The organism is Arthrobacter sp. NPDC089319 (genome assembly GCF_040684925.1).
Lineage (GTDB): Bacteria > Actinomycetota > Actinomycetes > Actinomycetales > Micrococcaceae > Crystallibacter.
Genome location: NZ_JBFBGZ010000003.1, coordinates 164,632 through 188,350 on the forward strand (window position 1 = coordinate 164,632; position 23,719 = coordinate 188,350).

Sequence of the window (23,719 nt, forward strand, 5' to 3'; positions counted from 1 at the left end):
GGCCTGGTCCGCAACCGAACCGGCGTCCTTGCCGCTCACGGCTTGAGCTCCTTGCCCAGTTCCGCCAGCTCCGCCGCCTGCGCCTGCAGCTGGTCCACCGCGGCCTGGAAAGCGGAGTCGTCTCCGGTTTCCTGCGCCACCTCGGCGCTGTGCAGACTGCGCAGAGCCTCGTCCAGGTTCTTCAGCACGTTCTGCTGCAGCGCCAGATCGCCGGGCGTCTTCGGCGTCAGCTCGGCGGCACTTTTGTAGGCCGCCGAGCTCTGGGCGACCATGTCGCCGAGGGTGGTCTGCGCCAGCGCGTCCGTGGCCTTGCCCTCGGTTTCCAGCCGCAGCACCATGGCCGCCGATCCCACTGCCGCCGATGCCTCCTTGGCGGACTGTCCCAGCGGTTCGGCCAGCCCGGTGCTGCAGCCGGTCACGAGCAGCAGGGGAGCGGTGACCCCCGCCAGTGCCCTTATCTTTCGGTGCAAGCGTCCCTCACTTAGTGCTTCAGCAGCCCCCCGAGGAAGCTGGTGGGCCGTTGCATCTCGTTGTGCTTCAGCAGGCCGCCGAGGAAGGCGGTGGGCCGTTGCATCTCGCTGTGCTTCAGCAGGCTCTCAAGGAAGGCGGCGGGCCGTTGCATCTCGCCGTGCTTCAGTAGGCCCTCAAGGAAGGTGACGGGCCGTTGCATCTCGCCGTGTTTGGCGCCCAGCACGATGACGGCGCCGGCAAAGACGGGGATGGTCCACTGCAGCGCCTTGAGCTGCACCTGAGCGGATTTCAGCTCCGGGGACGCCGCGGGGGAGGGCTCGGTTGCCCCCTGGGCTCCTTCCTCGGACAGCCGTTCCACCTTCTTGCCCAACATGCCGGCGTAAAGGGTAACCGCCGCACCCGCCAAGGTGACGGCGCTCTTGATGACGGTGTACCGCATGACCCCCTCCTGCTTGAGCATCCTGCCCTTATTGCCCATCAGCAGGGGTAGGCCGGAAGCAAGGTGCCCTGCGAATGCAGCGGTCTGGACCGGAGCCCATTTCATCCATCCGGCGCTGGACAGTCGGGTGCGTTCGCGCGGGTCCTTGGCGGCAGCGGCCGCTCCGTTAAGGCCCACGGCGCCCATCAGCGAACCGCCGAACCAGGCGGCAGCGGTGAGGTCGTGTACAGAACGGGCCAAGAGATTTCCGGACATTGCTGACTCCTCTAGTGTGTGTGCGGTGAGTGCCGTGCGGCCGGAGCCGCACTAAAGGTCGACGACGTCGTTCTTGCCGATGTCGTCAGCTTTCTTGCCGGTGACCATGCCTTTGGCCAGCTTGAAGAGCGTGACCACCTTGGGTGAATCCGGCCTCCAATATTCGGCCGTGTGCGCCTCGACGTGAATCAACGCCACCGCCGGGTCGTCCTTGCCGTGCTCGAACCAGGGTTCCAGCGTGGGACCCCACAGGTCGTCAATTTTCGCCTTGTCGCGGACGATCCGGGCCGTTCCCGAGAGGGACAGATAACCGTCCGAGCCGCTGACCGAAACGTTGACGTGCGGGTTGCCGCGGATTTCGTCGGCTTTGGGCGAGGGATCCTGCGTCACGAACCACAGGTCGCCGTCGAACTCGGCTTCCTGCAGTGCCAACGGGCGGCTGAACAACTGACCGCTGGCATTGACCGTGGTCAGGATGCAGATATCCGCGTCCTTCAGGATCTTGGCGACTTCCGTGCGTCCTTCATCATCGTTGGCCATGGAACCACCTTCCGTCTCGGGTGCAGGGAATCCTCAGCATACTTTCTAATCTGGAGGACGCCAATGGTCGGAGGGTGACGACCAGGCGGAGGTGCGGCCGCAGGTCGCGAGAAGGGCACGGCGAGGGTACAGCGAAGACGCAGCGAAGGGGATACCGAAGGGGCCGCGAAGGGCACGCCGAAGGGGCCGGAGCCCGCGGGCCCCGGCCCCTTGGCCGAGCTGATTCTGTCCTGCTTTTACGCGGTCCGGACGCCGGCGAGCAGTTCGTCCAGCCGTTCGTAGCCCTCGCTCATGCCGCCTTCCATTCCGGATTGGGCCATGCCATCGCGTGCCTCGAGCGTGGGGTAGACCGAGTGGCCGATCAGCTTGCAGCGCCCGTTGCCGAGGTCCTCGAACGTCATGAACTCGATGCTGACAACATCCGGATAACCGCCAAATTCGAAGGTCTGGATGGCAAACTCGTTGTCGCGGACGGTGTGGAAGACGCCGGTGAAGGCGTACTGAACGCCGTCGGGGCCGGTGTGCAGATAGCGATAGCTGCCGCCGGAGCGGAAGTCGTAATGGTCGATGTCCATCTTCATTCCGCGTGGACCCAGCCACTGCTTGATCAACTCCGGGTCCTTGTGTGCGCGGAAGACCTCGGCGACTGGATAGTCGAACTCTCGTTCGGTCTCGATGAACGGGACGCCGTCCGGGACGGAGACTTTGAGTGCGTTGCTCATGTTTTGTCCTTGGATAGGTGGTTGAGCACGGCATCCAGCCCGCGGTACTGCGCCTCGCGGACCAGCCTGTACTGGTCGATCCATGCCGTGAGCGCTTCGAGCCGTGCGGCGTTCAGGTGGACGGGCCGGCGCTGGGCATCCCGGGTGCGGGTGACCAATTCCGCCTGCTCGAGGACCTGGATGTGCTTCGAGACCGCCTGCTTGGTGATCTCGAAGGGCTCGGCCAGTTCGTTGACCGTTGCCGGTCCGCGGCTGAGCCGGGCGATGATGCGGCGGCGGGCCGGATCTGCCAGGGCCATGAAGGCCCGATCCAGAAGTTCCTCGCCGCTGCGATCTGTCACTGTATTCAACTCTTCCCTTGATCAACCTTTCGGTTGATTACAACCTACTCTTGGGTTGCAGGCGCGGTCAAGGGCTGGCGGACGTGCTGCAAGCCCTGGCAATAGATCGTGCGGAAGGCCGCCGTGAGCTGCATCGTCTACGACGGAACAAGGTCCAAGCCGCGCAGCCGAGGACCGGGCACGACCTAGTTGCGAACGGCTGGAGCAAAACCAGCGGCGATCCTGCCCAGCCGGCATCGCGAGGGCCTCATCGCGGTCCCGGGGAATGACGTTTGGGAGCCCGGTGGGGCCTCGGTCCAGTGGGCCGCCGGGCTGCCCGCAGTCTCACCGGAGTTCCGGCTCCTCCACCGACACCCGGAGTAGGCGGAAGGAATGAAACCCCCGCTATTTCCGGGGCTACCTTCTTTCTGGCCCGTCGGTAAGCTGCTAAGCCGGAAGTGTGGCGGCGGCGCGATGCAACGGGTCTGTCGATCCGCCGCTTGGGGCCGAACACCAGCACCACAAAGGGGACGAAGGCGAGTACGACGTCGGTAACAAAAAGGGTGACTTCCATGGCGCGCTCCTACCCTTGGCATCAGGGTAAGCGCCGATTTGTCGGCACGCAATGGGGAATTTCCAGGGGCGGGAAGCCTTCGGAAGGAATACAGTCAACCGGGCTGGTCAAGGGGTAGGCCGGCGCAAATTTCAGTAGGTGCAGAGGCCGCCGGGGGTGGCATTTTCTCCGCAGTCCGAGAAAGGTGGGAGTTGTCGGGGACAACCGGAAGGAGCAGGGACGATGCTGTCAGATACGTCCACACCCATCATCAAGGCAACCCTCCCCGTGGTAGGGGAGAACATCCAGGAGATTGCCCAGCGGTTCTACCGGCACATGTTTGAGGAACGGCCGGAACTGTTGGACGGCCTTTTCAACCGGGGCAACCAAGCCGACGGGAAGCAGCAGCAAGCGCTGGCCGGTTCCATCGCCGCATTTGCCACCACGCTGATTGAAAAGCCGGACGACCTGCCGGACCACCTGCTGTCGCGCATCGCGCATAAACACGTCTCGCTGGGCCTGCGGCCGGACCAGTACCAAATTGTCCACGACAATCTGATGTGGGCCATCGGCGACGTTCTGGGGGAGGCGGTGACTCCGCCGGTCGCGGCAGCCTGGGATGAGGTTTACTGGCTGATGGCGAACTTGCTGATCAATAAGGAACGCGGACTTTACGACGCCGTGCATCTGGGACCAGACGAAGTCTGGCGCACCTGGCGGGTGGCGGAACGGATCCAGGAAACGCCGGACGTGGTGACCTTTGTGGTGGAGCGGACCGACGCGCGGGACGTGAAGCCGTCGTTGCCGGGCCAGTACGTCACGCTGAAAGCAAGAATGTCCGACGGTGTTCACCAGCCCCGGCAGTACTCTCTGACGCGGGCCGATGATGGCCAGCATCGGCAGTTCTCGGTCAAACGTGTGCACGACGACAGCGGCAAGCCGGACGGGGAGGTCTCGACCTGGCTGCACCGCGACGCGCAGGTAGGAGACGAAGTAGTCCTTTCCGCTCCCTTCGGCGACGTGGTGTTGGAGTACTCAGACCGTCCGATCGTGTTCGCCAGTGCCGGCATCGGCATCACTCCCATGGCCGGAATGCTGTCGCACCTGGTCCAGTCCGAATCGCAGCGCACGGTGGTCCTGCTGCACGCGGACCACTCCGAAGAGACGTTTGCGCTGCGCGAACAGGTCAGGGCGGATTTGGCGAAACTGCCCTATGCCTCAATGGGCACCTGGTACGAGCAGCCTGGCGAACGGACCCAGCAGGTGGAAGGTGTACAGGTGGGTTTTATGGACCTGACCAACACCGAGCTGCCCACCGACGCCGAATTCTATCTCTGCGGCCCGCTGGTCTTCATGAAGGCCGTGCGGAGCGCCCTTATTGCCCGAGGGATTCCCGCCAAGGACATCCAGTACGAAGTGTTCGGCCCGGACCTATGGCTGGCCGACTTCGAATAGCCGACAGCCCAACACTGGGAATGCGCAGCGCTGCAAGGCCCCGCCGGTCAGCTGATCGAAACCTGGCCGGCGTCGACGTCCCAGCGGGTGTCCAGCCGGACGTTCTCCAGCAGCCGGCGGTCGTGCGAGACCAGCAGGAGGGTTCCGTCGTAGCTGTCCAGCGCCTGCTCCAGCTGTTCGATGGCGGGCAGGTCCAAGTGGTTGGTGGGTTCGTCGAGGATCAGCAGGTTCACGCCGCGGGCCTGCAGCAGGGCCAGCGCGGCACGGGTGCGCTCGCCGGGGGAGAGGGCGCCGACGGTGCTGGCAACTTGGTCTGCCTTGAGCCCAAACTTCGCCAGCAGGGTGCGGACCTCGGCCTGGCTGTAGTCCGGCACCAGCGCTTCGAAGGCAGCGCCGAGCGGCTGGTCCTCCGCGAGCTGGCCGCGCGCTTGGTCAATCTCGCCGATGGCGACGCTGGCACCCAAGGCGGCAGCGCCGTCGTCGGGCTCCTGGTGCTCCAGCAGCAGGCGCAGCAGGGTGGATTTGCCCGCGCCGTTGGGGCCGGTGATGCCGATGCGCTCGCCGGCGTTGACCTGCAGCGAGACCGGGCCGAGCGTGAAGCCGTCGCGGCGGACAGTGGCCTGGTTCAGCGTGGCGACCACGGAACTGGAGCGCGGGGCGGCGCCGATGCTGAACTGCAGTTGCCACTCCTTGCGCGGCTCCTCCACCTCGTCCAGCCGGGCGATCCGGGACTCCATTTGGCGGACTTTCTGGGCCTGTTTCTCGGACGATTCCATGCTGGCCCTGCGGCGGATCTTGTCATTGTCCGGGTTCTTCTTCATGGCGTTGCGGACGCCCTGCGAGCTCCATTCGCGCTGGGTGCGTGCCCGCGCCACCAGATCCGCCTTCTTCTCCGCGAACTCGTCGTAGGCCTCGCGGGCATGGCGGCGGGCTACGGCACGCTCTTCCAAAAAGGCGTCGTAGCCGCCGTCGTACACCGCCACTTTGTTCTGGGCCAGGTCCAGCTCCACCACGGTGGTGACGCAGCGGGCCAGGAATTCGCGGTCGTGGGAGACCAGCACCACGCCGCCGCGCAGGCCCTGCACGAAGGATTCCAGTCGGGCCAGTCCGGCCAAGTCCAGGTCATTGGTGGGCTCGTCGAGCAGCACCACGTCGAACCGGCTCAGCAGCAAGGCCGCCAGCGCCGCCCGCGCGGCCTGGCCGCCGGACAGGCTGGTCATGGCGGCGTCCGGGCCAACCTCCAGCCCGAGTTCGGCGAGCACCGGCGGAATCCGGTCCTCCAGATCCGCGGCGCCGCTGGCCATCCAATGGTCCAGCGCGGCGGCGTACTCGTCGTCGGCCTGCTTGGAGCCGGAGCCCAGCGCTTCGGCGGCGGACTCCATGGCTTCGGTGGCGTCGGCCGCTCCGGTGCGCCGGCTGATGTACGCGGCGATGGTCTCGCCGGGAATCCGCTCGTGTTCCTGCGGCAGCCAGCCGATGAACGCGTCCGAGGGCGCGGTGCTGACCGTCCCGGCCAGCGGGGCATCGACGCCGGCGAGGATACGCAGCAGCGTCGTTTTGCCGGCGCCATTGGCACCGACCACGCCCACCACATCCCCGGGCGCGACGGTGAGGTTCAGGTTGGCGAACAGGGCGCGGTGGCCGTGGCCGCCCGAGAGGTCTTTGGCCACCAGCGTTGAAGTCATGCCCACCAGTCTAAGGAGCGACGGCGGTGCGTCGGGTCCGGCTGTGAGCTGCGGCTCTGTGGTCTGCGACGGCGGTGGCAGCGGCTTCGGCGGTTGCCGGGGTCAACGGTGGCCACCGACGGCGGCGGGATCCCGGGTCGGCTGTGAGCCACGGCTCAGCGGCCGGCGGGCTCCCGCGGGGCGATGGTCATGGCGGCGACCTCTTGAAGCCGCGGGTGCAGGTGATCGCCGTCGTCCACCACACCTGTTTCCCACCGGATCCTTAAGCCATCATCGGAAACCTGGAGGCTGGCCAGATTGTTGTCGAACCAGGGACGTTTGAGTCCCTTCCAATCGAATGGCGGTTTCGGAACTTTGGCCCCTTTAGCCACCAGCGCGCCCACCGGGGCGGCCACGCCGTAGGACATGACCGCCGTGAAGTAGCGCAGAACCCGCGGCAGCGGGTTGCGGACGGGGGAGCAGACAGCCTGGACGATCCGGCTTCCCGACGACCGCTGGACCTCGGACACGTAGGAGAAATGGACGTCGCCCGAGAGGAACGTGACGGTTTCCGGCGCTGGCCCGCGTTCGCCGTCGGCCACTTCCTGCACCATTTCTGCCACCATCCGGAAGCTGCGCTGGAAGGCCGCCCAGTGCTCCAGATCCACCGCCTGCCGAAGCTGCTCGCCGATGGCCGCCGGGAACCTGCCCCAGGCTCCTTCGCTCAGGGCCTCGTTCCACGACTCGATATGGTGCAGGCCCTTGGGAAGCAGGAACGGCAGCGAGGTTCCGATCAGCAGGTGCTTGAAGCCGCCCTGCAGTTGGCCGTCCAGCCAGGCCATCTCCTCCTGGTCCAGCAATGACCGCCGTTCCGGTTCGAGTTCCCGGGCCGCGCGCGAATCCAGCACCACCAGGCGGGCATCACCGATATCGCGCGTGAAGCTCCACCGGTAGGTCTCCGGCTGCTGGTCCGAGCGCTCAGCGAACGCCTCCAGCGCGTCGGTGAGGTCCAGCTCGCCGTCGCCGGAGTAATTCGCCACCTGCTGCCACAGTTCGTCCTGGGCGCGTTGCTCCGGGGACAGGTTGCCCAGGTGCTGGTAGACCCAATAAGACGTCAGGCCGGAAACGATCCGGCCGTGCCACCACGACGTCTCCTCCATCTGCCGCCGCCAGGCCAGCGAAGCGTTCCAGTCGTCGCGGATGTCATGGTCATCGAAGATCATGGCGCTGGGCACGGTGGACAGCAGCCAGCGGTTGGCGCCGTCCGACCACGCGAGCATGTACAGGTGGGCGTACTCCTGGTAGTCCTTCAGCTCCTCGCCCGGCGGCTCCTTGATGTCGCGCCGGGAGCGGATGAAATCCTGCATCGCTTCGGTGGTGGAGTCCGCATAGACCTGGTCGCCGAGGAAGAGGACCAGGTCCGGCCAGCCGGAGTTGTTGTTCCTAGCCGGGTCCGCCGGACTTCCGCTGGCATCGTCTGCGGCGGGGCCGCCGGCATCGGACGGCGCCTTGCCGCCGGCCGCCCGGTCCAGCGCGTAGGCCCGCAGCGCGTCCACGCCATGTTTCCGGTTGCCCGCCGCGTCATGCTCGATGCTGGTGCGGCAGGACCCGAACGCCAGGCTGAGCGGGCGCCCCGGTGCGAGCGTTCGGATCATGGGAGCCGGGTACGGCGAGTCCGGCTCCGGCCAAACTGGAACGCCGTCGATCTCAAGCCGGTACGGCACGGCGCTGCCGGGCTCTAGCCCGTCGACTTCAACCAACGCATAGTGGTGGCCATGGACGGCAAAGGTAAGTGCCTGCCATGAACGGCCTGCAACAACGACGGCGATCTGGGCGGCTTCTCGGGTTTCCACCCAGATGCTGGCCGTGGTCTGATCCACATAACGCAGCATCGGGCCGAGTACCAGTGGCGATGAAGCCATGAATCCTCCTGCCTGCTCCGACAGAAACGTGTCCCCTTGGGCGACACTCTGCCATTATCCGCGGTGTGCCGGAAGAGCAGAATGCGGCAGGCCGGCCGGTTAGCCTGGCGGTTCCGGCACCACCGGCAATTCCGGGATCCGGGCCGGATCGGTCGTGGGCAGGCCGCCGTCCTCCAGCGGCAAGCCCTTGCCGGGTCTGTCCGGCGGCAGGTTTGGTGTGGAGGGATCGGGCAGCGTGCCGTCATGCGACGGCGCTCCCGGCAGGAGACCGTGGAAGGGCATGGCCGGATTGCGTTCCGCCCCGTTCGGATCGCTCTTGACGGACCGGTTGCCGCCAGGCGTTTCGGGTTGCTGTCCGGGCGCCGTGGAATGTCCCGGGGGAGCCGGATTGGCTGCGTCCGTGGCGCGGTCTGCGGCGGGGTCAGTTGGAGCGTCTGCATCGGAGCCGGAGCCGGAGCCGGAGTCGCGGCCGGTGTCGCGGCCGGCGTCGTTCGGCTTCGCTCCATCCGGCGCCGCGGGGACGTCGGCGGGAACGCCGTGCCCGGCGTGGTCGGGCGCCTCGGTTTTACCGGCCGCGGTCGGCGCGAAGAAACCGACGACGTTCTGAACCGCCTGGTCTGCGGCAGACCGGAAATCGGGGTTGGCCGCGGCCACGCCCGTGACGCCCAAGCCGGTCCCGGCCAATGCGGCGGCAACCATCAGGGCACCGCGAACGTTGCGGTGCCGCCGCAGCGGGACCACCGGCGCAGGCGCCGGCGTCGTCGTCATGAAGGCCATGAGCTCGCCAGACGGTTCGGGCACCGGACTGACTTTACCGGCGGAGCGGAGTGCAAGCAGGGAGGATTCGAGCTGTTCGGAAGGGGCCACTTCAGCTTCATCCAGCAACCGGCGGACCGCATCGTCGTCGGAAATCTCAAGGTGTTTCACAGTAGGGCCTCCTTCCTTTCCACAACGGATTTCAGTTTCAACAGGGCACGTCGCTGCAATTGCTTGATGGAGCCGGTGCTCCGGCCCATGATTTCGGCGACCTGTTCCAGCGACAGATCCGCCACCACGCGAAGCAGCAGCACTTCCTGCTGGTCCGGTTTCAGCTCTTTGAGGTGGCGGCCGATCTCGCTTTGGCCCAGCGTCTCCAGCAGGGCCGTCTCGGCCGATTCCACCGCCCGCCGATCGGCGTCGGGATCATAGGGCGAGAGTTGCGGTTGTCTGGCACGGCGCCGGACGTCGTCCACATACCGGGCGTGGGCGATGGAAAAGGCCAGCGTGCGCAGTCCGTTGAAGCCACCGCGCACAGATCCAATCCGTGTGAAGAGGGCGAGGAAGACTTCCTGCACCGCGCCTTCGTGGTCCTCCAGACCGCGCATCTTCAAGTACCCGTTGACCCCGGGCGCCAGTGCCGCATAGATGTCGCTGAAGGCCTCGGCCTTTCCTGACTGCGCTGCAGAAACAACGTCGTCGGAGAGCATGCGAAGCAAACTAAGGTCCTTCAAACTGCGGGCGTCGGGTGCGGCGGCTTCAGTGTAGCCACCGCACCCGACACCGTGCGAAATTACTGCCCGGCGTCGATCTTGACCGTAGCTCCACCGCGGAGTTCGGCGCGGGCTTCTGCCGCCTTGGTGCGGGCGTCGATCTTGGCCTGGGCATCGGCGTTGGCGGTGTCCGGCAGTTCCGGAACGGCCGGCACGGCGGGGACGGCGGGGATGGCCGGCTCGCCGTCGGCTCCCGGAATGGCCGGGGTTGCCGGAACGGCCGGGGTCACCACGGCACCCGAGCGAAGCTCTGCGGCGGCTCCGGCTTCTTCGGTTCCGGCCTCGGCCTCTGCACCCGCGTCGGCCGTTGCCTCAGTCTCGGTGCCCTCTGCGCTCACGTCCGCGTCGGCCTCAATGTCGGCAGCAGACTTGTCGCCCGGCACAGCGGGGGTTGCCGGAATGGCCGGCACGGCCTGCTCGCCCTCAACGGCGGGAACAGCGGGGGCGGCCGGAACGGCGGGAGTGGTGATGGCGCTCGCGGTGTCCCCGGCGGTCAGCGCGGGTGCGGCAACGGCAGCGCCGGCCCCACCAACGGCGATGATGGCGGCCAAGGCGGCTCCCTTGGCGGGCAGGCTCAGGGTACGGAAACGATTCATCATGGATCTCCTCGATTGGTGCTTGGCGCGCGGCTGGCCGAAGCCCGCAGCGCGCCCGTACACCTCTGTCATCGAGCCGGGGAGGTGAAAGGTTACGGTTCCGAGATTACTTTTTTTGAGGGGCTTCTACTCGACCTCGGCCCGACGACGACGGCGGTGCCCCCACCGATGGGGCCGAGTCTGGCTCTGGCGGGGCGTCTCTAGGCGCAGGATCACGCGCCAGCCTGATGCAGGGGCCACGCGCCAGCCGAGGCGCAGGAGCACGCGCCAGCCTTATGCAGGGCCACGCGCCAGCCGAGGCGCAGGAGCACGCGCCAGCCCTGGCGCAGGACCTCGCGCCAGCCTTATGCAGGGCCATGCGCCAGCCGAAGTTGTCTCATCCCTCAGCCCCCGCCAGACGCCTGTTAGCCCCCAGCCTCTGCCAACGGCTGTCCTGTCCTCCACAACCCGTGTCGAAGGGTGAATTGGCCACATCCGTGAACTCGCTTCGGAAACTAGCCGGAGCAATCCATAGGCTGTATTTAGTTGCAGTTCCGCTGGCTCCAGACCGTCAGTGCCGGCGGATAGGCTGTTTTTAGTAGCAGTTCAGCACCATACGTTGGCCACCGGTTTTTCGCGTTTTCTGGTGGCGTCTGTGGACTCGTGTTCCACGACCGCTCGTGTTCGATGCCGTGCCCTGTGGGCATGCTGACGATTGAGGCGCTGATGTTGGCTCCCGCATCACCTGGAGTACCTGAAGGGCCGCCCGCCGTTGATGCGGCTGGGATTAACGCGTTTGCCCGTTCCTTGGCCAGCCTTGACCTTGACGTTTCGGATGCGGAACGGATTGACCGGATCACGGCCTTGGAGACCCGCAAGGACGCCGCTGCCGCCGCGCAGGCGAAGGCCTCGGCTGCAGTGGATGCCTATATCCGCGCTCGGCGGGCCGCAGCCGGGGTGCCGAAGGACCGGTGCGGCCGCGGGATTGCGAAGCAGATCGGGTTGGCCAGGCGGCAATCCCCGCACCGCGGCGGACTCCTGCTGGGTATAGCCAAGGCCCTCGTCAGCGAGATGCCGCACACGTTGAAAGCCTTGGAAAGGGGCCGTCTGAATGAGCGGCGTGCCTCGATCCTAGTCAGCGAAACCATGTGCCTGAGGCGTGAGGACCGGGCACGAGTGGATGAAGAATTGGCCGGTACCCCGGCACGCCTCCACGGACTGGGCGATAAGGCCCTGACGGCGGAGGCGAAGCGGATGGCCTACCGGTTGGACCCGCACTCGGTGGTGAATCGCGCCGCGAAGGCCGAAGCCGACCGACATGTTTCCTCGCGGCCCGAACCCGACACCATGGTTTCGGTTCGCACCTTGTTGCCCGTGGTCCAGGGGGTTGCAGTGATGGCGGCATTGAACCGGGAAGCGGACCGGCTGCGCAATGCCGGGGACCCTAGGTCCCGAGGCCAGGCGATGGCGGATACGGTGTTTGAACGCCTCACAGGCGCCTCCACTAAAGATCCGGCGCGCACCGAAATACAGCTGGTGATGACAGACCGTTCGCTGCTGCAGGGCGACAGCGAACCGGCCTGGCTGACAGGGTACGGCATCGTCCCGGCTCAGTATGTCCGCGACCTCATCCGTCTCCCGTCCAACCCACTCGCGAAAACCGGGCCGCCCGGCACCGAACAGAAGGCACCGCCAGCGGGAACTGAACCGGGTTGGAAGACCGCGCGCGAAGAAGCACGTCAGGTGAGAATGAAAACCCTCAGGGTCGGCGGACTGGAGGACGTCTGGGTCCGGCGCCTGTTCACAGCTCCGGGGACGGGGCAGCTGCTGGGGATGGACTCGAAGGCGCGGAAGTTCCCGGACGGGCTGCGCCGGATGATTGTGGCCCGAGACGCCTCCTGCACCGGCCCGTGGTGCGATGCCCCGATCCGGCATATTGACCACATCGTTGCGTGGTCGGAAGGCGGGGAGACCACGCTGAGCAATGGGCGCGGTCTCTGTGAAGAATGCAACTATGCCCATGAAGCCGAGGGCTGGTCCGCCAGAACCGTCGGGGGCCCGGCGCACAGCGTCGCGACGACCACCCCAACCGGCCACGTCTACACCTCCAACGCACCGCCGCTTCCCGGCGTGTCCACGCCCGAGCCGGAATGGCATCAACGGACGCCGGTGGAGCAGCCCGAGCGCCAGTCGCCGGAAGGACGCGAAACGGGGGAGACCGGAGCCAGACACGACGCTGGCCGCCTCAGGGGCCAGGTGGAACGGCGAAGAACTCGCGACAGCCGTCTGACACGATTGATGCGCAGGCCGCACACCTTGCAAGCCAGGGGATGACCCGAGCGAAACTCACCCGGGACAAGAAAATGCCGGTGGCCGGGACAAGTCGTCCCGACCACCGGCATAGCGGTCATCCGCTCAGAATCAGTAGGCCCTGACCCGCTGCTCTACCACCAGGTGGATCAATGCGAAGGTCTTGTCCTCATCAATGGCTTTCAGGGCAGCTTCGAGGGCGGCGGGCACATCGGCATCGCGCTCCACCTTTACACCGAAGCCACCGAAGGCCTGTGCCATCAGCGCGAAGTCCGGGTTCTTCAGCTGGGTGCCGGAGATGCGCTCGGGGTACCAGCGTTCCTGGTGGGTGCGGATGGTGCCGTATTCCTGGTTGTCCATGACGATGACCAACGGGGTGGCGCCGTACTGGGCGGCGGTCGCCAGTTCCTGGCCGTTCATGAGGAACTCGCCGTCGCCGGCGATGGTCACCACGCGGCGTCCGGGGTAGGCCAGCGATGCCGCGATGGCGGAGGGAACGGAGTAGCCCATCGATCCGTTCCGTGCGGAGAGCATGGAGGCGTAGTCATGGGTGGGGAAGTACCGGTGCGCCCAGTTGGTGTGTTCGCCGGCCCCGAGCGTGATCATGGCGTCGCGCGGCAGGCCGCCGACCAGGTTGGCCATCATGGTGTCCATCCGGGCCGGCCCGTCGGTGGGCTCGGCCGGCGGCAGGGCAGCAAACTTCTCCTGTTCGCCGCGCATGCGCTGGGTGAAGTCTTTCCACTCTTCCTTCAGCGGCAGGTCCATCATGATCAGGTCGCGGACAAACACGTCGGGCTTGGCAACGATCTGGTAGGAGACGGGGCCGGAGCGCCCGCGCAGCGACGGGTCGATGGTGACCAGGAAGTTCTTCTTGGACCAGTCCTGGCGGACCAGGAAGCCGTCGGTGATGACGTCGCCGGGCACGGTGCCGACGAAGACCAGCAGGTCCGTTTCCTCGAGCAGATCGTAGGTGGGCTTCGGCCGGCCGTAACCGATCGGGCCGACGTAGGACGGGGAGTCGAAGGGAATGGTTCCCTCGCAGCGCCACTCAACGGCGGCCGCAATGTTGTGCTCTTCGAGCCAGGTGGTCAGGGCGCTGGAGCCTTCTTGGGTCCAGTCATTGCCGCCGACGACGAACAGCGGCTTCTCGGCTTCCTTCAGGGCAGCCTGCAGCGCCTTCCAGTCGGTGACCGTCATGCCGCCCTGGGCAACGGGAATCACCGGGTGCAGCGTGGCGTCCGTTTCTTCGCGGATGACATCTTCCGGAAGGCCGACGACGACCGGGCCCGGCCGGCCGCTGGTTGCCGCGAACATCGCCTCGGCGACGATTTCGGAGGCGCGTTCGGGGTGGTCCAGGACCATCACGCGCTTGGCGCCGGTGTCGAACCAGGACTTGATGTCGAATTCCTGGAAGGCTTCGCGGTCGCGGTGCTCGAAGGGGATCAGGCCCACGAACAGCACCATGGGGGTGGAGTCCTGCCACGCGGTGTGCAGGCCGACATGGGCGTTGGCGGCACCGGGCCCGCGGGTGACCATGGCGATGCCGGGCCGCTGGTTCATCTTTCCGTCCGCCTCGGCCATGTAGGCCGCGCCGCCTTCGTGCCGGCACACGATGGTGTCAATGGTGGAGTTGTGGAGGCCGTCCAACACTTCCAGGTAGCTCTCGCCGGGAACGACGTAGGTTCGTTCGACGCCGTGCGCAATCAGCGAATCGACAATGACATGTCCTGCCGACTTGCGGCCGGGCTGCTGCTCAGCTGCGACTGCTTCCTTTTGAACCTGTGTCACAGGGAGACCTCTTTCACCTTTGAATCGAACTCAACCGCTGCATTCTTCTCGTGCGGGTGCACGGTCCACGACGAATGCGCTTGAGCAAAAGTACATGATGAGGTGTGTTATGCCACCGTCCCTGTGACACGGCGAGGTAACGAACGTGACGTGGTTCGCATTGGTGAATTCAGGTTTTCCCGCCGGGAAGCCGGGTCCGGGCGCTGTTCGGGAAGAGGGAGGGCGAGGGGTGTGGAGCGGGAAGACGCGGAAAGATGTTGGGTCCCGCTCCGTTCAGCAACGGTGAGTCACCAGCAGCCGGTGCGGGGCATAGTCGGTCTGCCAAGCTCGGCCTGTGCCCGGCCGGACAAGGTGTGCAAGCTAATCCGGACAGCGAAGGCATGCTGGAGAACGTGTCAGTCCGACCCTGCCAATCGGTACTGGGCCAATCCGTACTGTGCCAATCAGGACCGTGTTAGAGCCGGCGGTGGCGGGCCGCAAAGCCGACTCCGCCGCGGATGGCGCCAGCAGCCAGGGCGATGAGTCCCAGCATGGCCAGAACCAGTGAATTTCCCGCGATGCCGATAAACAGTAGTAGTGCGCCGGCAACGGCCCACAGCGTTCCGGCGCTGATGATGTGGCCGAACACCACGACTCCGCGACCGGACAGCGAACGGGCGAGGCGGGGATCGTCGTCCTCTAGTTCATGCCCCAGTTTGTCCAGGCGCTGCCGTTCTTCATCCGATAAGGACATACCGACCTCCTCGGGCTCAGCGGCGCCGCAGATGGTGCCGCGCCGGGACACCGTGTATAGACCAATCTAGCCCCGGGATGGAGCCTGCGGTACGGTCCGGAAGCAAGCGGGGGCCAATTCGTTACGGTCCGGCGGATATCCCGTCCTGATCAGTGTTTCGTGTTTTGCCGGAGTCCGTCAGCCAGTGGTACTTTGTTTCGGATAAATCTGATTTATTGGCGAGAGATTGGTCACCAAATCAGATGTAATGGTGCGTCTGAGGAGTTCTGACCCATGTCTCTGCAATATCCCCCACTGGTGGTCATGGGTGTCCAAGGATGCGGAAAATCCACGGTGGGCGCCGCCGTGGCAATGCATCTGGGCTTGGAATTCATCGACGGCGATGATCTGCACAGCGCTGCCAACAAGGAAAAAATGGCCTCCGGGCACCCGCTCACCGACGTTGACCGGCAGCCCTGGCTGTCCGCGATCGGCCAGGTCATGGCGGACAAACTGGCGGAGGGAACCACCGCAGTCGTTGCGTGTTCGTCGTTGAAGCGCAGCTACCGCGACCTGATCCGCTCGTTTGCGCCGGGGACCAGGTTCATCCACCTCACCGGCAGCCGTGAACTGATCGCCGCACGGATCAGCGGGCGCGACCACGAATACATGCCGCCGACCTTGCTGGATTCGCAGTTCCAGACCCTGGAACCGCTCGGCGACGACGAGGCAGGGCTGGAGGTGCCCGTCACCGATTCGCCGGACCAGATCTCGGTGCGGGTGGAGAACTATCTGCGGGAAACAGCCGGTTCTACCGGCGCCTAAGGCTCAACACACAACTAAACGGATAACCATCCGAAATAACGAAGGACAATGATGACCGAACTCGAGCTCAACTGGACGTTGAGCACGCCGGGCCTCTTGCTTGTCGCCGTGGCAGCCATCGCGCTGCTGCTGGTGCTGATCATGCGGTTCCGGGTGCACGCCTTCCTGTCGCTGATTATCGTCAGCCTGCTCACCGCCGTCGCCACTGGCATTCCGACCGCAGAGATTATGCCGACACTGTTGGGCGGTTTCGGCGGGACGCTGGCCAGTGTGGCCCTGCTGGTCGGGCTGGGCGCCATGCTTGGCCGCATGCTGGAGGTCTCCGGCGGCGCGGATGTGATGACCAAGGCGTTGATCAACAAGTTCGGTGAGAAGCGCGCACCGCTGGCGCTGTCCGTGGCATCGCTGCTGTTCGGCTTCCCAATCTTCTTCGACGCCGGCCTGGTAGTCATGCTGCCGATCATCTTCACCGTTGCACGCCGCCTCGGTGGATCGCTGCTGACCTATGCGTTCCCCGCAGCTACCGCCTTCTCGGTCATGCACATCTTCGTGCCGCCGCACCCGGGTCCGGTGGCCGCCACCGGCCTGCTGGGCGCCGACGTCGGACTGGTCCTGATCCTGGGCCTCGTCATAGCCATTCCCACCTGGTACGTGGTGGGCTACCTGTTCGGCCACTATCTGGGCCGCAAATTCAACATCGCCGTGCCGGACATCCTGGACGCCCCGAAGGGCTCGGTTGAATCCGAGTTCCGTTCCGCCCCGAAGCTGGGCACCATCTTCTTCCTGCTGCTGCTGCCGCTGGTGCTGATCTTCATGAACACCGGCCTGAACATGCTGGCCACCGCCAAGGTGGTTTCGCTGGAGGACACTTGGGTGCAGATCCTGCGCATGCTGGGCGAGACCCCGGTGGCGCTGCTGATCACGGTGCTCATGGCCATGTGGCTGCTGGGCGGCCGACAGGGCAAGAAACGCAGCCTGACTGAAACAGTCGTGGACAGCGCGCTCGGCCCGGTCTGCTCGATCATCCTGATCACCGGTGCCGGTGGCATGTTCGGCGGCGTGCTGCGTGCCAGCGGTATCGGCAACGCCATCGCCGACTCGTTGGACGCCATCGGCCTGCCGGTGATTGTGGCGGGCTTCGTGATCGCCGCCGTCGTGCGGCTGGCTCAGGGCTCCGCCACGGTGGCACTGACCACCGCTGCCGCGCTGGTCCAGCCGGTGGTGATGGGCAACCCCGAGTTCAACCCGGTGGAGTTGGCCGCGATCGTGCTGGCGCTTGCCGCGGGCTCGGTCTTCGCCGGCCACGTGAACGACTCGGGCTTCTGGCTGGTCAGCCGGTTCTTCCAGATGGACACTAAGACCACGCTGAAGACCTGGACCGTGGGACAGGCGCTGGTGGGCATCGTCGGCTTCGTGCTGGCCCTGGCCATCTACCTGATCGCCTCGTCGTTCTAGTACCAACCTGAGCATCAAGGGCGGGGCGGCTGCGGCCGTCCCGTCCGCATTTGGAGAGTTAGATGACTGTGAACCTGTTCGACATTTCCTCCCGGGTAGCCCTAGTGACCGGCTCCAGCCGCGGCATCGGCAAGGCCATCGCCCGCGGGCTGGCCGCCGCCGGCGCCGTCGTGGTGCTCAATGGGCTGGACGAGGATCGGCTGGAAGCCACCCGGGCGGAATTGGCGGCCGAGTTCGGCGAGGAAAAGATCTTTGCCCGCGCCTTTGACGTCACCGATGCGCAGGCAGCGGCCGACGGCGTGGCTTGGGTCGAGCGCGAAGTGGGACCTCTGTGGGTGCTGGTCAACAATGCCGGCGTCCAGCACCGGGTGCCGATGCTGGATCTGGAGGTGGAGGACTGGGAACGCGTGCTGCGCACCAACCTGACCAGTGCCTTCCTGGTGGGCCGCGAGGCCGCCCGGCACATGATTGAACGCGGCGCGGGCAAGATCATCAACATCGCTTCGGTGCAGACCGACCTGGCCCGTCCGACGATCGCTCCGTACACCGCCTCTAAGGGCGGCATCCGCAACCTCACCCGGGCGATGACCGCCGAGTGGGCGGCCCAAGGGCTGCAGATCAACGCGATCGCGCCGGGCTACATCCACACCGAGATGACCCAGAACCTGGTTGACGACGAGGCGTTCAACAGCTGGATCCTGGGCCGGACCCCCGCACACCGCTGGGGCACGGTGGAGGACATCGTGGGACCGGCCATCTGGCTGGCGTCCGACGCGTCCAACTTTGTCAACGGCCAGGTGGTCTTTATTGACGGCGGCATGACCACCGTCGTCTGATCCGGATCCGACCGGGCCAGACGAACCGGGCCAGACGAACCGGTCCACGTCTGGGACGCGGCTCCGTGGCACGCGCCGGACCCGGGCACCCCAGGCGGCGCGCCGCCGTCGTACTTTTTCAGATTGAAAGGCAGTTCCCATGACAACCCTTCCCACCCAGTCCCTTGGCGTTGTGGCCCATGCGGCCGGAGACCTGCGGGTTGAACCGGTGGCGCTGGCGCCCGCCCAGCCGGACGAGGCAGTGGTGGAAATTGCCTACGGCGGGATCTGCGGCTCCGACCTGCACTACTGGCAGCACGGCGCAGCCGGCGAATCCATCCTGAAGGCACCGATGCTCCTGGGCCACGAAGTGGTGGGCACCGTGGCGGCAGCCGCGGCCGACGGCAGCGGCCCGGCAGCGGGCACCGCGGTGGCCGTGCACCCGGCGACGCCCGGGCCGGGGGACGGCTCCAAGTACCCGTCGGAGCGCCCCAACCTGTCCCCGGGTTGCACCTACCTGGGCAGCGCCGCCCGATTCCCGCACACCGAGGGAGCGTTCGCGCGCTACATCAACTTGTCCACCCGGATGCTGCGCGCGCTGCCGGAGAACCTGCCGCTGCGCCGGGCCGCCTTGGTGGAACCGGCCAGCGTGGCCTGGCACGCGGTCTCTCGGGCGGGAGACGTGGCCGGCAAGCGGGTGCTGGTGATCGGGTCCGGTCCGATCGGTGCGCTGATCATCGCCGTGCTGAAGCGGGCCGGCGCGGCCGAGATTGTCGCCGTCGACATGCACGATAAGCCGCTGGAGATCGCGCGCCAGGTCGGCGCGAGCCGGACGCTGCTGGCCACCGACGCAGAGGCGATCGCCGCGGTCGAGGCGGACATCTGCCTGGAGTCCTCCGGCAACCACTACGGCCTGGCCTCGGCGGTGCGCGGCGCTGCCCGCGGCGGCCGCGTGGTGATGGTGGGGTTGCTGCCGTCGGGGGAGCAGCCGGCGCTGATTTCGCTGGCCATCACCCGCGAGCTGGAGCTGGTGGGTTCCTTCCGCTTCAATGACGAGATCGACGAGGTCATTGCGGCGCTGGCCGACGGATCGCTCTACGCGGATCCGGTGATGACCCACGAATACGCCGCGGCCGACGCGCTGGTGGCGTTCGGGATGGCGCGCGACTCGTCGCAGAGCGGGAAGGTGCTGCTGCGCTTCAACGACGCGGAGTAGCCGCCTGGCGGCCGGGACCCTCTGGCCAGGATCCCGCTCGGGATTCACTATTCAGCAGGCGCCCTTCTCACACGCGAGAAGGGCGCCTGTTGAATAGTCGATGCAGGGAGTGGGGCAGGCCTGGGCGGGGCGGGGGCGGCCCGCGCATGCCCGGCTGCCGGGTCTAGGAGTCGGCCTCTTCGAACAGCCGGGGCTCCTCATCCCAGACACCGCGGACTTCCTCGATGGTCCGGCGCATGATCTGGTCCATCGCCTGCCGCGCAGCTTCGGGTCGGCCGGACTGGATGGCGTCCGCGACGTCCACGTGCAGCTGCAGCGCTTCTTCGTGCGGGTGTGCGGGCATCAGACCGTAATCGGTCCGGCCGCGCAGCACTTCGGCGATCATCGAGTGCATCTGCGCGAACATCTCGTTGCCGGAGGCCGCCAAAACCAGCGCGTGGTACTGGATGTCCAATTCCAGGAAGTGCTGCAGATCGCCGGCCCGGCCCACCGCGCGCATCTTCGCGGCGATAGCCATGAGCTCGGCGGACATCTCCTCCGGGGAGTGCTGTGCTGCCAGTTCGGCGGCGGCCGGTTCGACGGCGGAGCGCAGCTCCGTGAGGGAGCGCAACTGGACGCCCTTGCCGTCGGCGGCCAGCCGCCAGCGAATGACCGACGGGTCGAACTTGTTCCACCGCTCGGGCGGCAGCACACGGATTCCGATCCGCTTGACCGACTCCACCAAGCCCAGCGATTGCAGCACGCGGACGGCCTCGCGCATCACGGAGCGGGAGACCCCGAGCTCGGACTCGAAGTGCTCGGAATGGGTGGTGGCACCGGCCGCCAGTTCCCCCGAGACAATACGCTTGCCGAGCGTCTCGATGACGAGGCTGTGCAGGCGCGAACTCATGCGGCCCAAAAAGTAGCGGTCACCCGCTCATTCTAAGGTGGTCCGCCGTTGTTTCCCCGCTGTGTTGCCGGATGTTGCCGCGGGCGGCAGAGCGGAGCCACGGTACTGGGTGCGGTGGGCCAAGCCTAGGGTCCGCGCGGCGGAACCATCGGCCCGGGATCGGGGAAAGGGCCAGGTCCGGGGTCCGGCGGCGCAAAGGGATCCGGATTCGGTTCCGGCGGCGCCATGGGATCCGGGTTCGGTTCTGGCGGAAACGGCGGGGTGGGCCGGGGCTCGTTCGGATCGGGCGGATCCGGCGGCGTGGGAATGGTCATGGCAGCCTCCTTGGGAAGCGGCGGGCCTGTCGGCCTGCTGTCCTGTCACGCTACAACCGCAGGCGCGACGTCTCAAGGGTCAGTTCCTCACGTCCGAGGGTGCGCGATGGTCAGCAGCCGGCGCTCTTCCTCCGCTGTCAGTCCGGCGCTGCGCGGGCGCTCGGGTCCCGTCGCCAGCTCCCACGCCAGCGTGTCAGCCAGAGTCTCCGCCAGCGGGCGCAAGGCCAAGCCGGCCGCTTTGGCGGCGGCGTTGCTGCGGGACATGAAGCCGGCGAAGTCGGGCAACGGCAGCCAGAGCGGCAGGGACCGCTCGCCGGCCCAGGGGTTGACCTCGGCAGCGGCCAGTTCTTGCTGGTCCAGCATGAAGACCGGACCGGTGTGGCCCGCAACGCCGCGGCCGATCTCCAGATGCTCGGCCAAGGTGAGTGTGTCGCCCACTGCATTGAACTCGCCCGTCAGCCGCTTTTCCGCTGCGGCGACCAGCCAGGCGGCGAGGTCTCGGGCGTCAATGACCTGGGCGTCCAAGCCCGGCGCGTCGGGGATGAGGACGGCGCCGTCGTCGGCCACGGGCCGGGCGAAACGCAGCGGCCAGTAGCCGGTGCGGTCGGTGATGTCTCCGGGACCGGCGATCAGGCCTGGCCGGACAATCAGGCTGCGGCCGGGGCCGAACGCGTTCCGGGCTGCGTCCTCGCACGCGACCTTCGCCGCGCCGTAGACGTCCGGGGAGGTCATCACGTCGGACTCCAGTGGCGGCAGCAATTCGGCCGTTTCGTCCGCGCCGGGGCTGCCGTGGTCGGCGTAGACGCTGCCGGAGGATACGAAGGTGAAATGCTCCGCCCTGCCGGCCAAGGTGGTCGCGGCTCGGCGGACCTGGCCCGGTTGACGGGAGACATCGAGCACGGCGTCCCAGCGCTCTTCCGCGACGGTGTCCAGGCCGTCCGGGGCATCGCGGTCGGCACGGACCAGCCGTGCTCCGGCCGGCACCGATCCGGAGGTCCCGCGGGCCAGGCAGGTGACCTGGTGGCCGCGGCGCAGTGCTTCGGCGGCGATTTCATGTCCTAACCAGGCGGTACCGCCCAGGATGAGAATCTGCATGATGCCCATCGAACACGGATTAGACGGCCAGCGCACCTGTTCTTCACCCAGCGCAGAGAACAGACCTGGAATTGGCGGGTTGGTCACCTGCGACGGCATCCCGGCCGCTTCCGCCAACCGGCCAGGCCGCCTCCGGGCCAACGCCTTCTCCGCTATGCTCCCAAGATGGCCAGACCCACCGACTTCACTCCCCGTATCGATGCCCCGGACCTGGGGCTGATGACCGACGGCGATGCGTCGGCTTTGGCACCGGAAGGGCGCCTGACAGGCCTGAGCTTTGTTGGCTCCGAGCTGGACGGCCGGCGGCTGGCCGGTGCCTCGTTCAGCGAGTGCACCTTCCAAGACGTCTCGGTTGACGGTGCCGACCTGCGGTCCGCCGGCTTCGTGGACGTGGCGATCGAGCGGCTGAACGCGCCGGTGTTCAGCGCTCCCCGCTCGCAGTTCCGGCGGGTGGTGGTCGACGGTTCCCGGTTCGGTTCGGCCGAGGTATACGAGTCCGAGTGGGAATCGGTCGAGTTCCGCAACTGCAAACTGGGCTATGTGAACCTACGCGGTGCCGAACTGCAGGATGTGCTGTTCACCGGCTGCATCCTGGACGAACTGGATCTCTGCGGTGCCACGGCCCACCGGTTGGCCTTCGCCGACAGCCGGGTGCGGCGACTGGACCTGACAGCGGCGAAGCTGAAGCAGGTCGACCTGCGGGGCTTGGAGATGCGGGAACTGGCCGGGTTGGAGGGCCTGCGCGGGGCGGCCATGACATCGTTCCAGATCGGTGAACTAGCTCCGTTGTTCGCGGCCCATTTCGGCATCGTGGAGAAAACTTAGCCCGAATATACGTAATTGCCGCGCCAAATTCACCCACAGTTCAGCGTTTTTCTGTTTGTATGGTTTGTAGTGGACCGGACAGCACACGTCCGGCGAGCAGCAGAAGGTAGATGATGGACCTCCGTCAGGCCGAGCATCCACGGCCCAACCACTTCCTACTCCACATCAGCGACACCCACTTGGTGGGCGGCGACGGCCGGCTTTACGGGGCGGTGGACAGCGAAGCAAGACTGGGGCAGATCTTCGAGGATCTGCAAGACTCCGGCTCCCGGCCCGAAGCCCTGGTGTTTACCGGCGATCTGGCGGACAAGGGCGAACCGGAGGCCTACGCCAGACTGCGGAGAATCGTCGAACCGGCGGCGGTAAGCCTCGGCGCCCAAGTGATCTGGGCGATGGGCAACCACGACGACCGCTCCGGGCTGAAGACCATGCTGCTGGACGAGCCCGCCGGCGCCGAACCGCTGGACCGGGTGTACGACGTCAACGGTCTGCGCGTGATGACGCTGGATTCGACCGTTCCGGGTGCCCACTACGGCCGGCTGGAGGAGGAGCAGCTGCAGTGGCTCGCCGACGAGCTGGCCAAACCCGCACCGCACGGAACCATCCTGGCCATGCACCACCCGCCGGTGCCCAGCGTGCAGGACCTTTCGGTGCTGGTGGAGCTGCGGGGCCAAGCCGAGCTGGCCGAGGTGCTGCGCGGCAGCGACGTGAACGGGATCATCGCCGGCCACCTGCACTATTCCACCACCGCCACGTTCGCCGGCATCCCGGTGTCCGTCGCCTCGGCAACCTGCTACACCCAGGATCTGGCCGCCGACGCCGGCAGCACCCGCGGCCGCGATGCCGCGCAGGCCTACAACATGGTCCACGTCTACGAGGACACAGTGGTCCATTCGGTGGTTCCGGCCCGCGGCGGGCCGCCGGTGGGACGGCAGGTCACCGCAGCCCAGACCCGGCAGCGGTTGGAGGCCGCCGGCGTCGTCATTCCCGACGCCGTGCGGCCGGGCAGGATCCCCGCCCACCTCTGACC

The 23,719-nt window shown here is 66.6% G+C and carries 21 protein-coding genes and 1 pseudogene; 8 read left to right on the forward strand and 14 right to left on the reverse strand.

The genetic code is table 11. The features are described 5' to 3' along the window. Positions 1 to 35: 35 nt before the first annotated feature. From AB0N75_RS05905 to AB0N75_RS05925, 5 genes and pseudogenes are all read right to left on the reverse strand, one after another. On the reverse strand, positions 36 to 470 hold the full coding sequence (locus tag AB0N75_RS05905; protein WP_364646508.1) for a hypothetical protein: 435 nt from the start codon (positions 468 to 470) through the stop codon (positions 36 to 38). Between the two features lie 188 nt (positions 471 to 658). Continuing rightward, positions 659 to 1,165 (reverse strand): annotated as a pseudogene (locus AB0N75_RS05910) (hypothetical protein); the annotation flags it as partial. 51 nt (positions 1,166 to 1,216) lie between these two features. Further along, entirely contained in the window at positions 1,217 to 1,705 is a 489-nt protein-coding gene (locus AB0N75_RS05915; protein ID WP_364646511.1) for a pyridoxamine 5'-phosphate oxidase family protein, read from the reverse strand. A gap of 236 nt (positions 1,706 to 1,941) precedes the next feature. Then, entirely contained in the window at positions 1,942 to 2,427 is a 486-nt protein-coding gene (locus AB0N75_RS05920; protein WP_364646514.1) for an SRPBCC family protein, read from the reverse strand. Continuing rightward, a complete protein-coding gene (locus AB0N75_RS05925) occupies positions 2,424 to 2,726 on the reverse strand; it encodes a metalloregulator ArsR/SmtB family transcription factor (protein WP_127512170.1) in 303 nt (100 codons plus the stop codon). The genes AB0N75_RS05920 and AB0N75_RS05925 overlap by 4 nt, the downstream gene beginning before the upstream one ends. A gap of 817 nt (positions 2,727 to 3,543) precedes the next feature. Between AB0N75_RS05925 and AB0N75_RS05930 the strand changes: the two genes are divergently transcribed. After that, a complete protein-coding gene (locus tag AB0N75_RS05930) occupies positions 3,544 to 4,755 on the forward strand; it encodes an FAD-binding oxidoreductase (RefSeq protein WP_364646517.1) in 1,212 nt (403 codons plus the stop codon). A 47-nt stretch (positions 4,756 to 4,802) separates the two neighbouring features. On the opposite strand, the gene AB0N75_RS05935 is transcribed toward AB0N75_RS05930, so the two are convergent. From AB0N75_RS05935 to AB0N75_RS05955, 5 genes are all read right to left on the reverse strand, one after another. Continuing rightward, positions 4,803 to 6,440 carry an ABC-F family ATP-binding cassette domain-containing protein gene (locus tag AB0N75_RS05935; protein ID WP_364646520.1) on the reverse strand — a complete coding sequence of 546 codons (1,638 nt, stop codon included), beginning with the start codon at positions 6,438 to 6,440 and terminating at the stop codon, positions 4,803 to 4,805. Positions 6,441 to 6,595: 155 nt separating this feature from the next. Continuing rightward, a complete protein-coding gene (locus AB0N75_RS05940; RefSeq protein WP_364646523.1) occupies positions 6,596 to 8,341 on the reverse strand; it encodes an alkaline phosphatase D family protein in 1,746 nt (581 codons plus the stop codon). 99 nt (positions 8,342 to 8,440) lie between these two features. Continuing rightward, positions 8,441 to 9,268, reverse strand: a complete 828-nt coding sequence (locus AB0N75_RS05945) for a hypothetical protein (protein ID WP_364646530.1) — start codon at positions 9,266 to 9,268, stop codon at positions 8,441 to 8,443. Then, positions 9,265 to 9,807, reverse strand: a complete 543-nt coding sequence (locus AB0N75_RS05950) for an RNA polymerase sigma factor (RefSeq protein ID WP_364646532.1) — start codon at positions 9,805 to 9,807, stop codon at positions 9,265 to 9,267. Before AB0N75_RS05950 ends, AB0N75_RS05945 begins: the two co-directional genes overlap by 4 nt. An 83-nt stretch (positions 9,808 to 9,890) precedes the next feature. Beyond that, positions 9,891 to 10,469 carry a hypothetical protein gene (locus AB0N75_RS05955; protein ID WP_364646535.1) on the reverse strand — a complete coding sequence of 193 codons (579 nt, stop codon included), beginning with the start codon at positions 10,467 to 10,469 and terminating at the stop codon, positions 9,891 to 9,893. A 681-nt stretch (positions 10,470 to 11,150) separates the two neighbouring features. Here AB0N75_RS05955 and AB0N75_RS05960 point away from each other — a divergent pair. Continuing rightward, a complete protein-coding gene (locus tag AB0N75_RS05960; RefSeq protein ID WP_364646538.1) occupies positions 11,151 to 12,779 on the forward strand; it encodes a DUF222 domain-containing protein in 1,629 nt (542 codons plus the stop codon). A gap of 87 nt (positions 12,780 to 12,866) precedes the next feature. Here AB0N75_RS05960 and AB0N75_RS05965 read toward each other — a convergent pair whose 3' ends face one another. Then, positions 12,867 to 14,543 (reverse strand): thiamine pyrophosphate-dependent enzyme, encoded by a 1,677-nt coding sequence (locus AB0N75_RS05965; protein ID WP_364646540.1) that lies wholly within the window; start codon positions 14,541 to 14,543, stop codon positions 12,867 to 12,869. Between the two features lie 454 nt (positions 14,544 to 14,997). Next, positions 14,998 to 15,276, reverse strand: coding sequence for a DUF3040 domain-containing protein (locus AB0N75_RS05970; protein WP_364646543.1), 279 nt, complete (start codon positions 15,274 to 15,276; stop codon positions 14,998 to 15,000). Between the two features lie 273 nt (positions 15,277 to 15,549). Here AB0N75_RS05970 and AB0N75_RS05975 point away from each other — a divergent pair, with 273 nt between their 5' ends. From AB0N75_RS05975 to AB0N75_RS05990, 4 genes are all read left to right on the forward strand, one after another. Then, entirely contained in the window at positions 15,550 to 16,080 is a 531-nt protein-coding gene (locus tag AB0N75_RS05975; protein WP_364646544.1) for a gluconokinase, read from the forward strand. A 48-nt stretch (positions 16,081 to 16,128) separates the two neighbouring features. Next, complete coding sequence (locus tag AB0N75_RS05980) at positions 16,129 to 17,535, forward strand: GntP family permease (RefSeq protein WP_364646545.1); 1,407 nt, start codon at positions 16,129 to 16,131, stop codon at positions 17,533 to 17,535. 62 nt (positions 17,536 to 17,597) lie between these two features. Then, positions 17,598 to 18,371 carry an SDR family oxidoreductase gene (locus AB0N75_RS05985; protein WP_364646547.1) on the forward strand — a complete coding sequence of 258 codons (774 nt, stop codon included), beginning with the start codon at positions 17,598 to 17,600 and terminating at the stop codon, positions 18,369 to 18,371. Positions 18,372 to 18,510: 139 nt separating this feature from the next. Then, on the forward strand, positions 18,511 to 19,566 hold the full coding sequence (locus tag AB0N75_RS05990) for an L-idonate 5-dehydrogenase (RefSeq protein WP_364646549.1): 1,056 nt from the start codon (positions 18,511 to 18,513) through the stop codon (positions 19,564 to 19,566). 163 nt (positions 19,567 to 19,729) lie between these two features. On the opposite strand, the gene AB0N75_RS05995 is transcribed toward AB0N75_RS05990, so the two are convergent. Continuing rightward, positions 19,730 to 20,455 (reverse strand): FadR/GntR family transcriptional regulator, encoded by a 726-nt coding sequence (locus tag AB0N75_RS05995; RefSeq protein ID WP_364646551.1) that lies wholly within the window; start codon positions 20,453 to 20,455, stop codon positions 19,730 to 19,732. A 401-nt stretch (positions 20,456 to 20,856) separates the two neighbouring features. Beyond that, entirely contained in the window at positions 20,857 to 21,864 is a 1,008-nt protein-coding gene (locus tag AB0N75_RS06000; protein WP_364646554.1) for an NAD-dependent epimerase/dehydratase family protein, read from the reverse strand. A gap of 165 nt (positions 21,865 to 22,029) precedes the next feature. On the opposite strand from AB0N75_RS06000, the gene AB0N75_RS06005 reads away from it, so the two are divergent. Together AB0N75_RS06005 and AB0N75_RS06010 are read left to right on the forward strand one after the other, a co-directional pair. Further along, complete coding sequence (locus AB0N75_RS06005; protein WP_364646557.1) at positions 22,030 to 22,689, forward strand: pentapeptide repeat-containing protein; 660 nt, start codon at positions 22,030 to 22,032, stop codon at positions 22,687 to 22,689. Between the two features lie 113 nt (positions 22,690 to 22,802). Continuing rightward, complete coding sequence (locus tag AB0N75_RS06010; RefSeq protein ID WP_364647029.1) at positions 22,803 to 23,717, forward strand: phosphodiesterase; 915 nt, start codon at positions 22,803 to 22,805, stop codon at positions 23,715 to 23,717. Positions 23,718 to 23,719 lie beyond the last annotated feature (2 nt).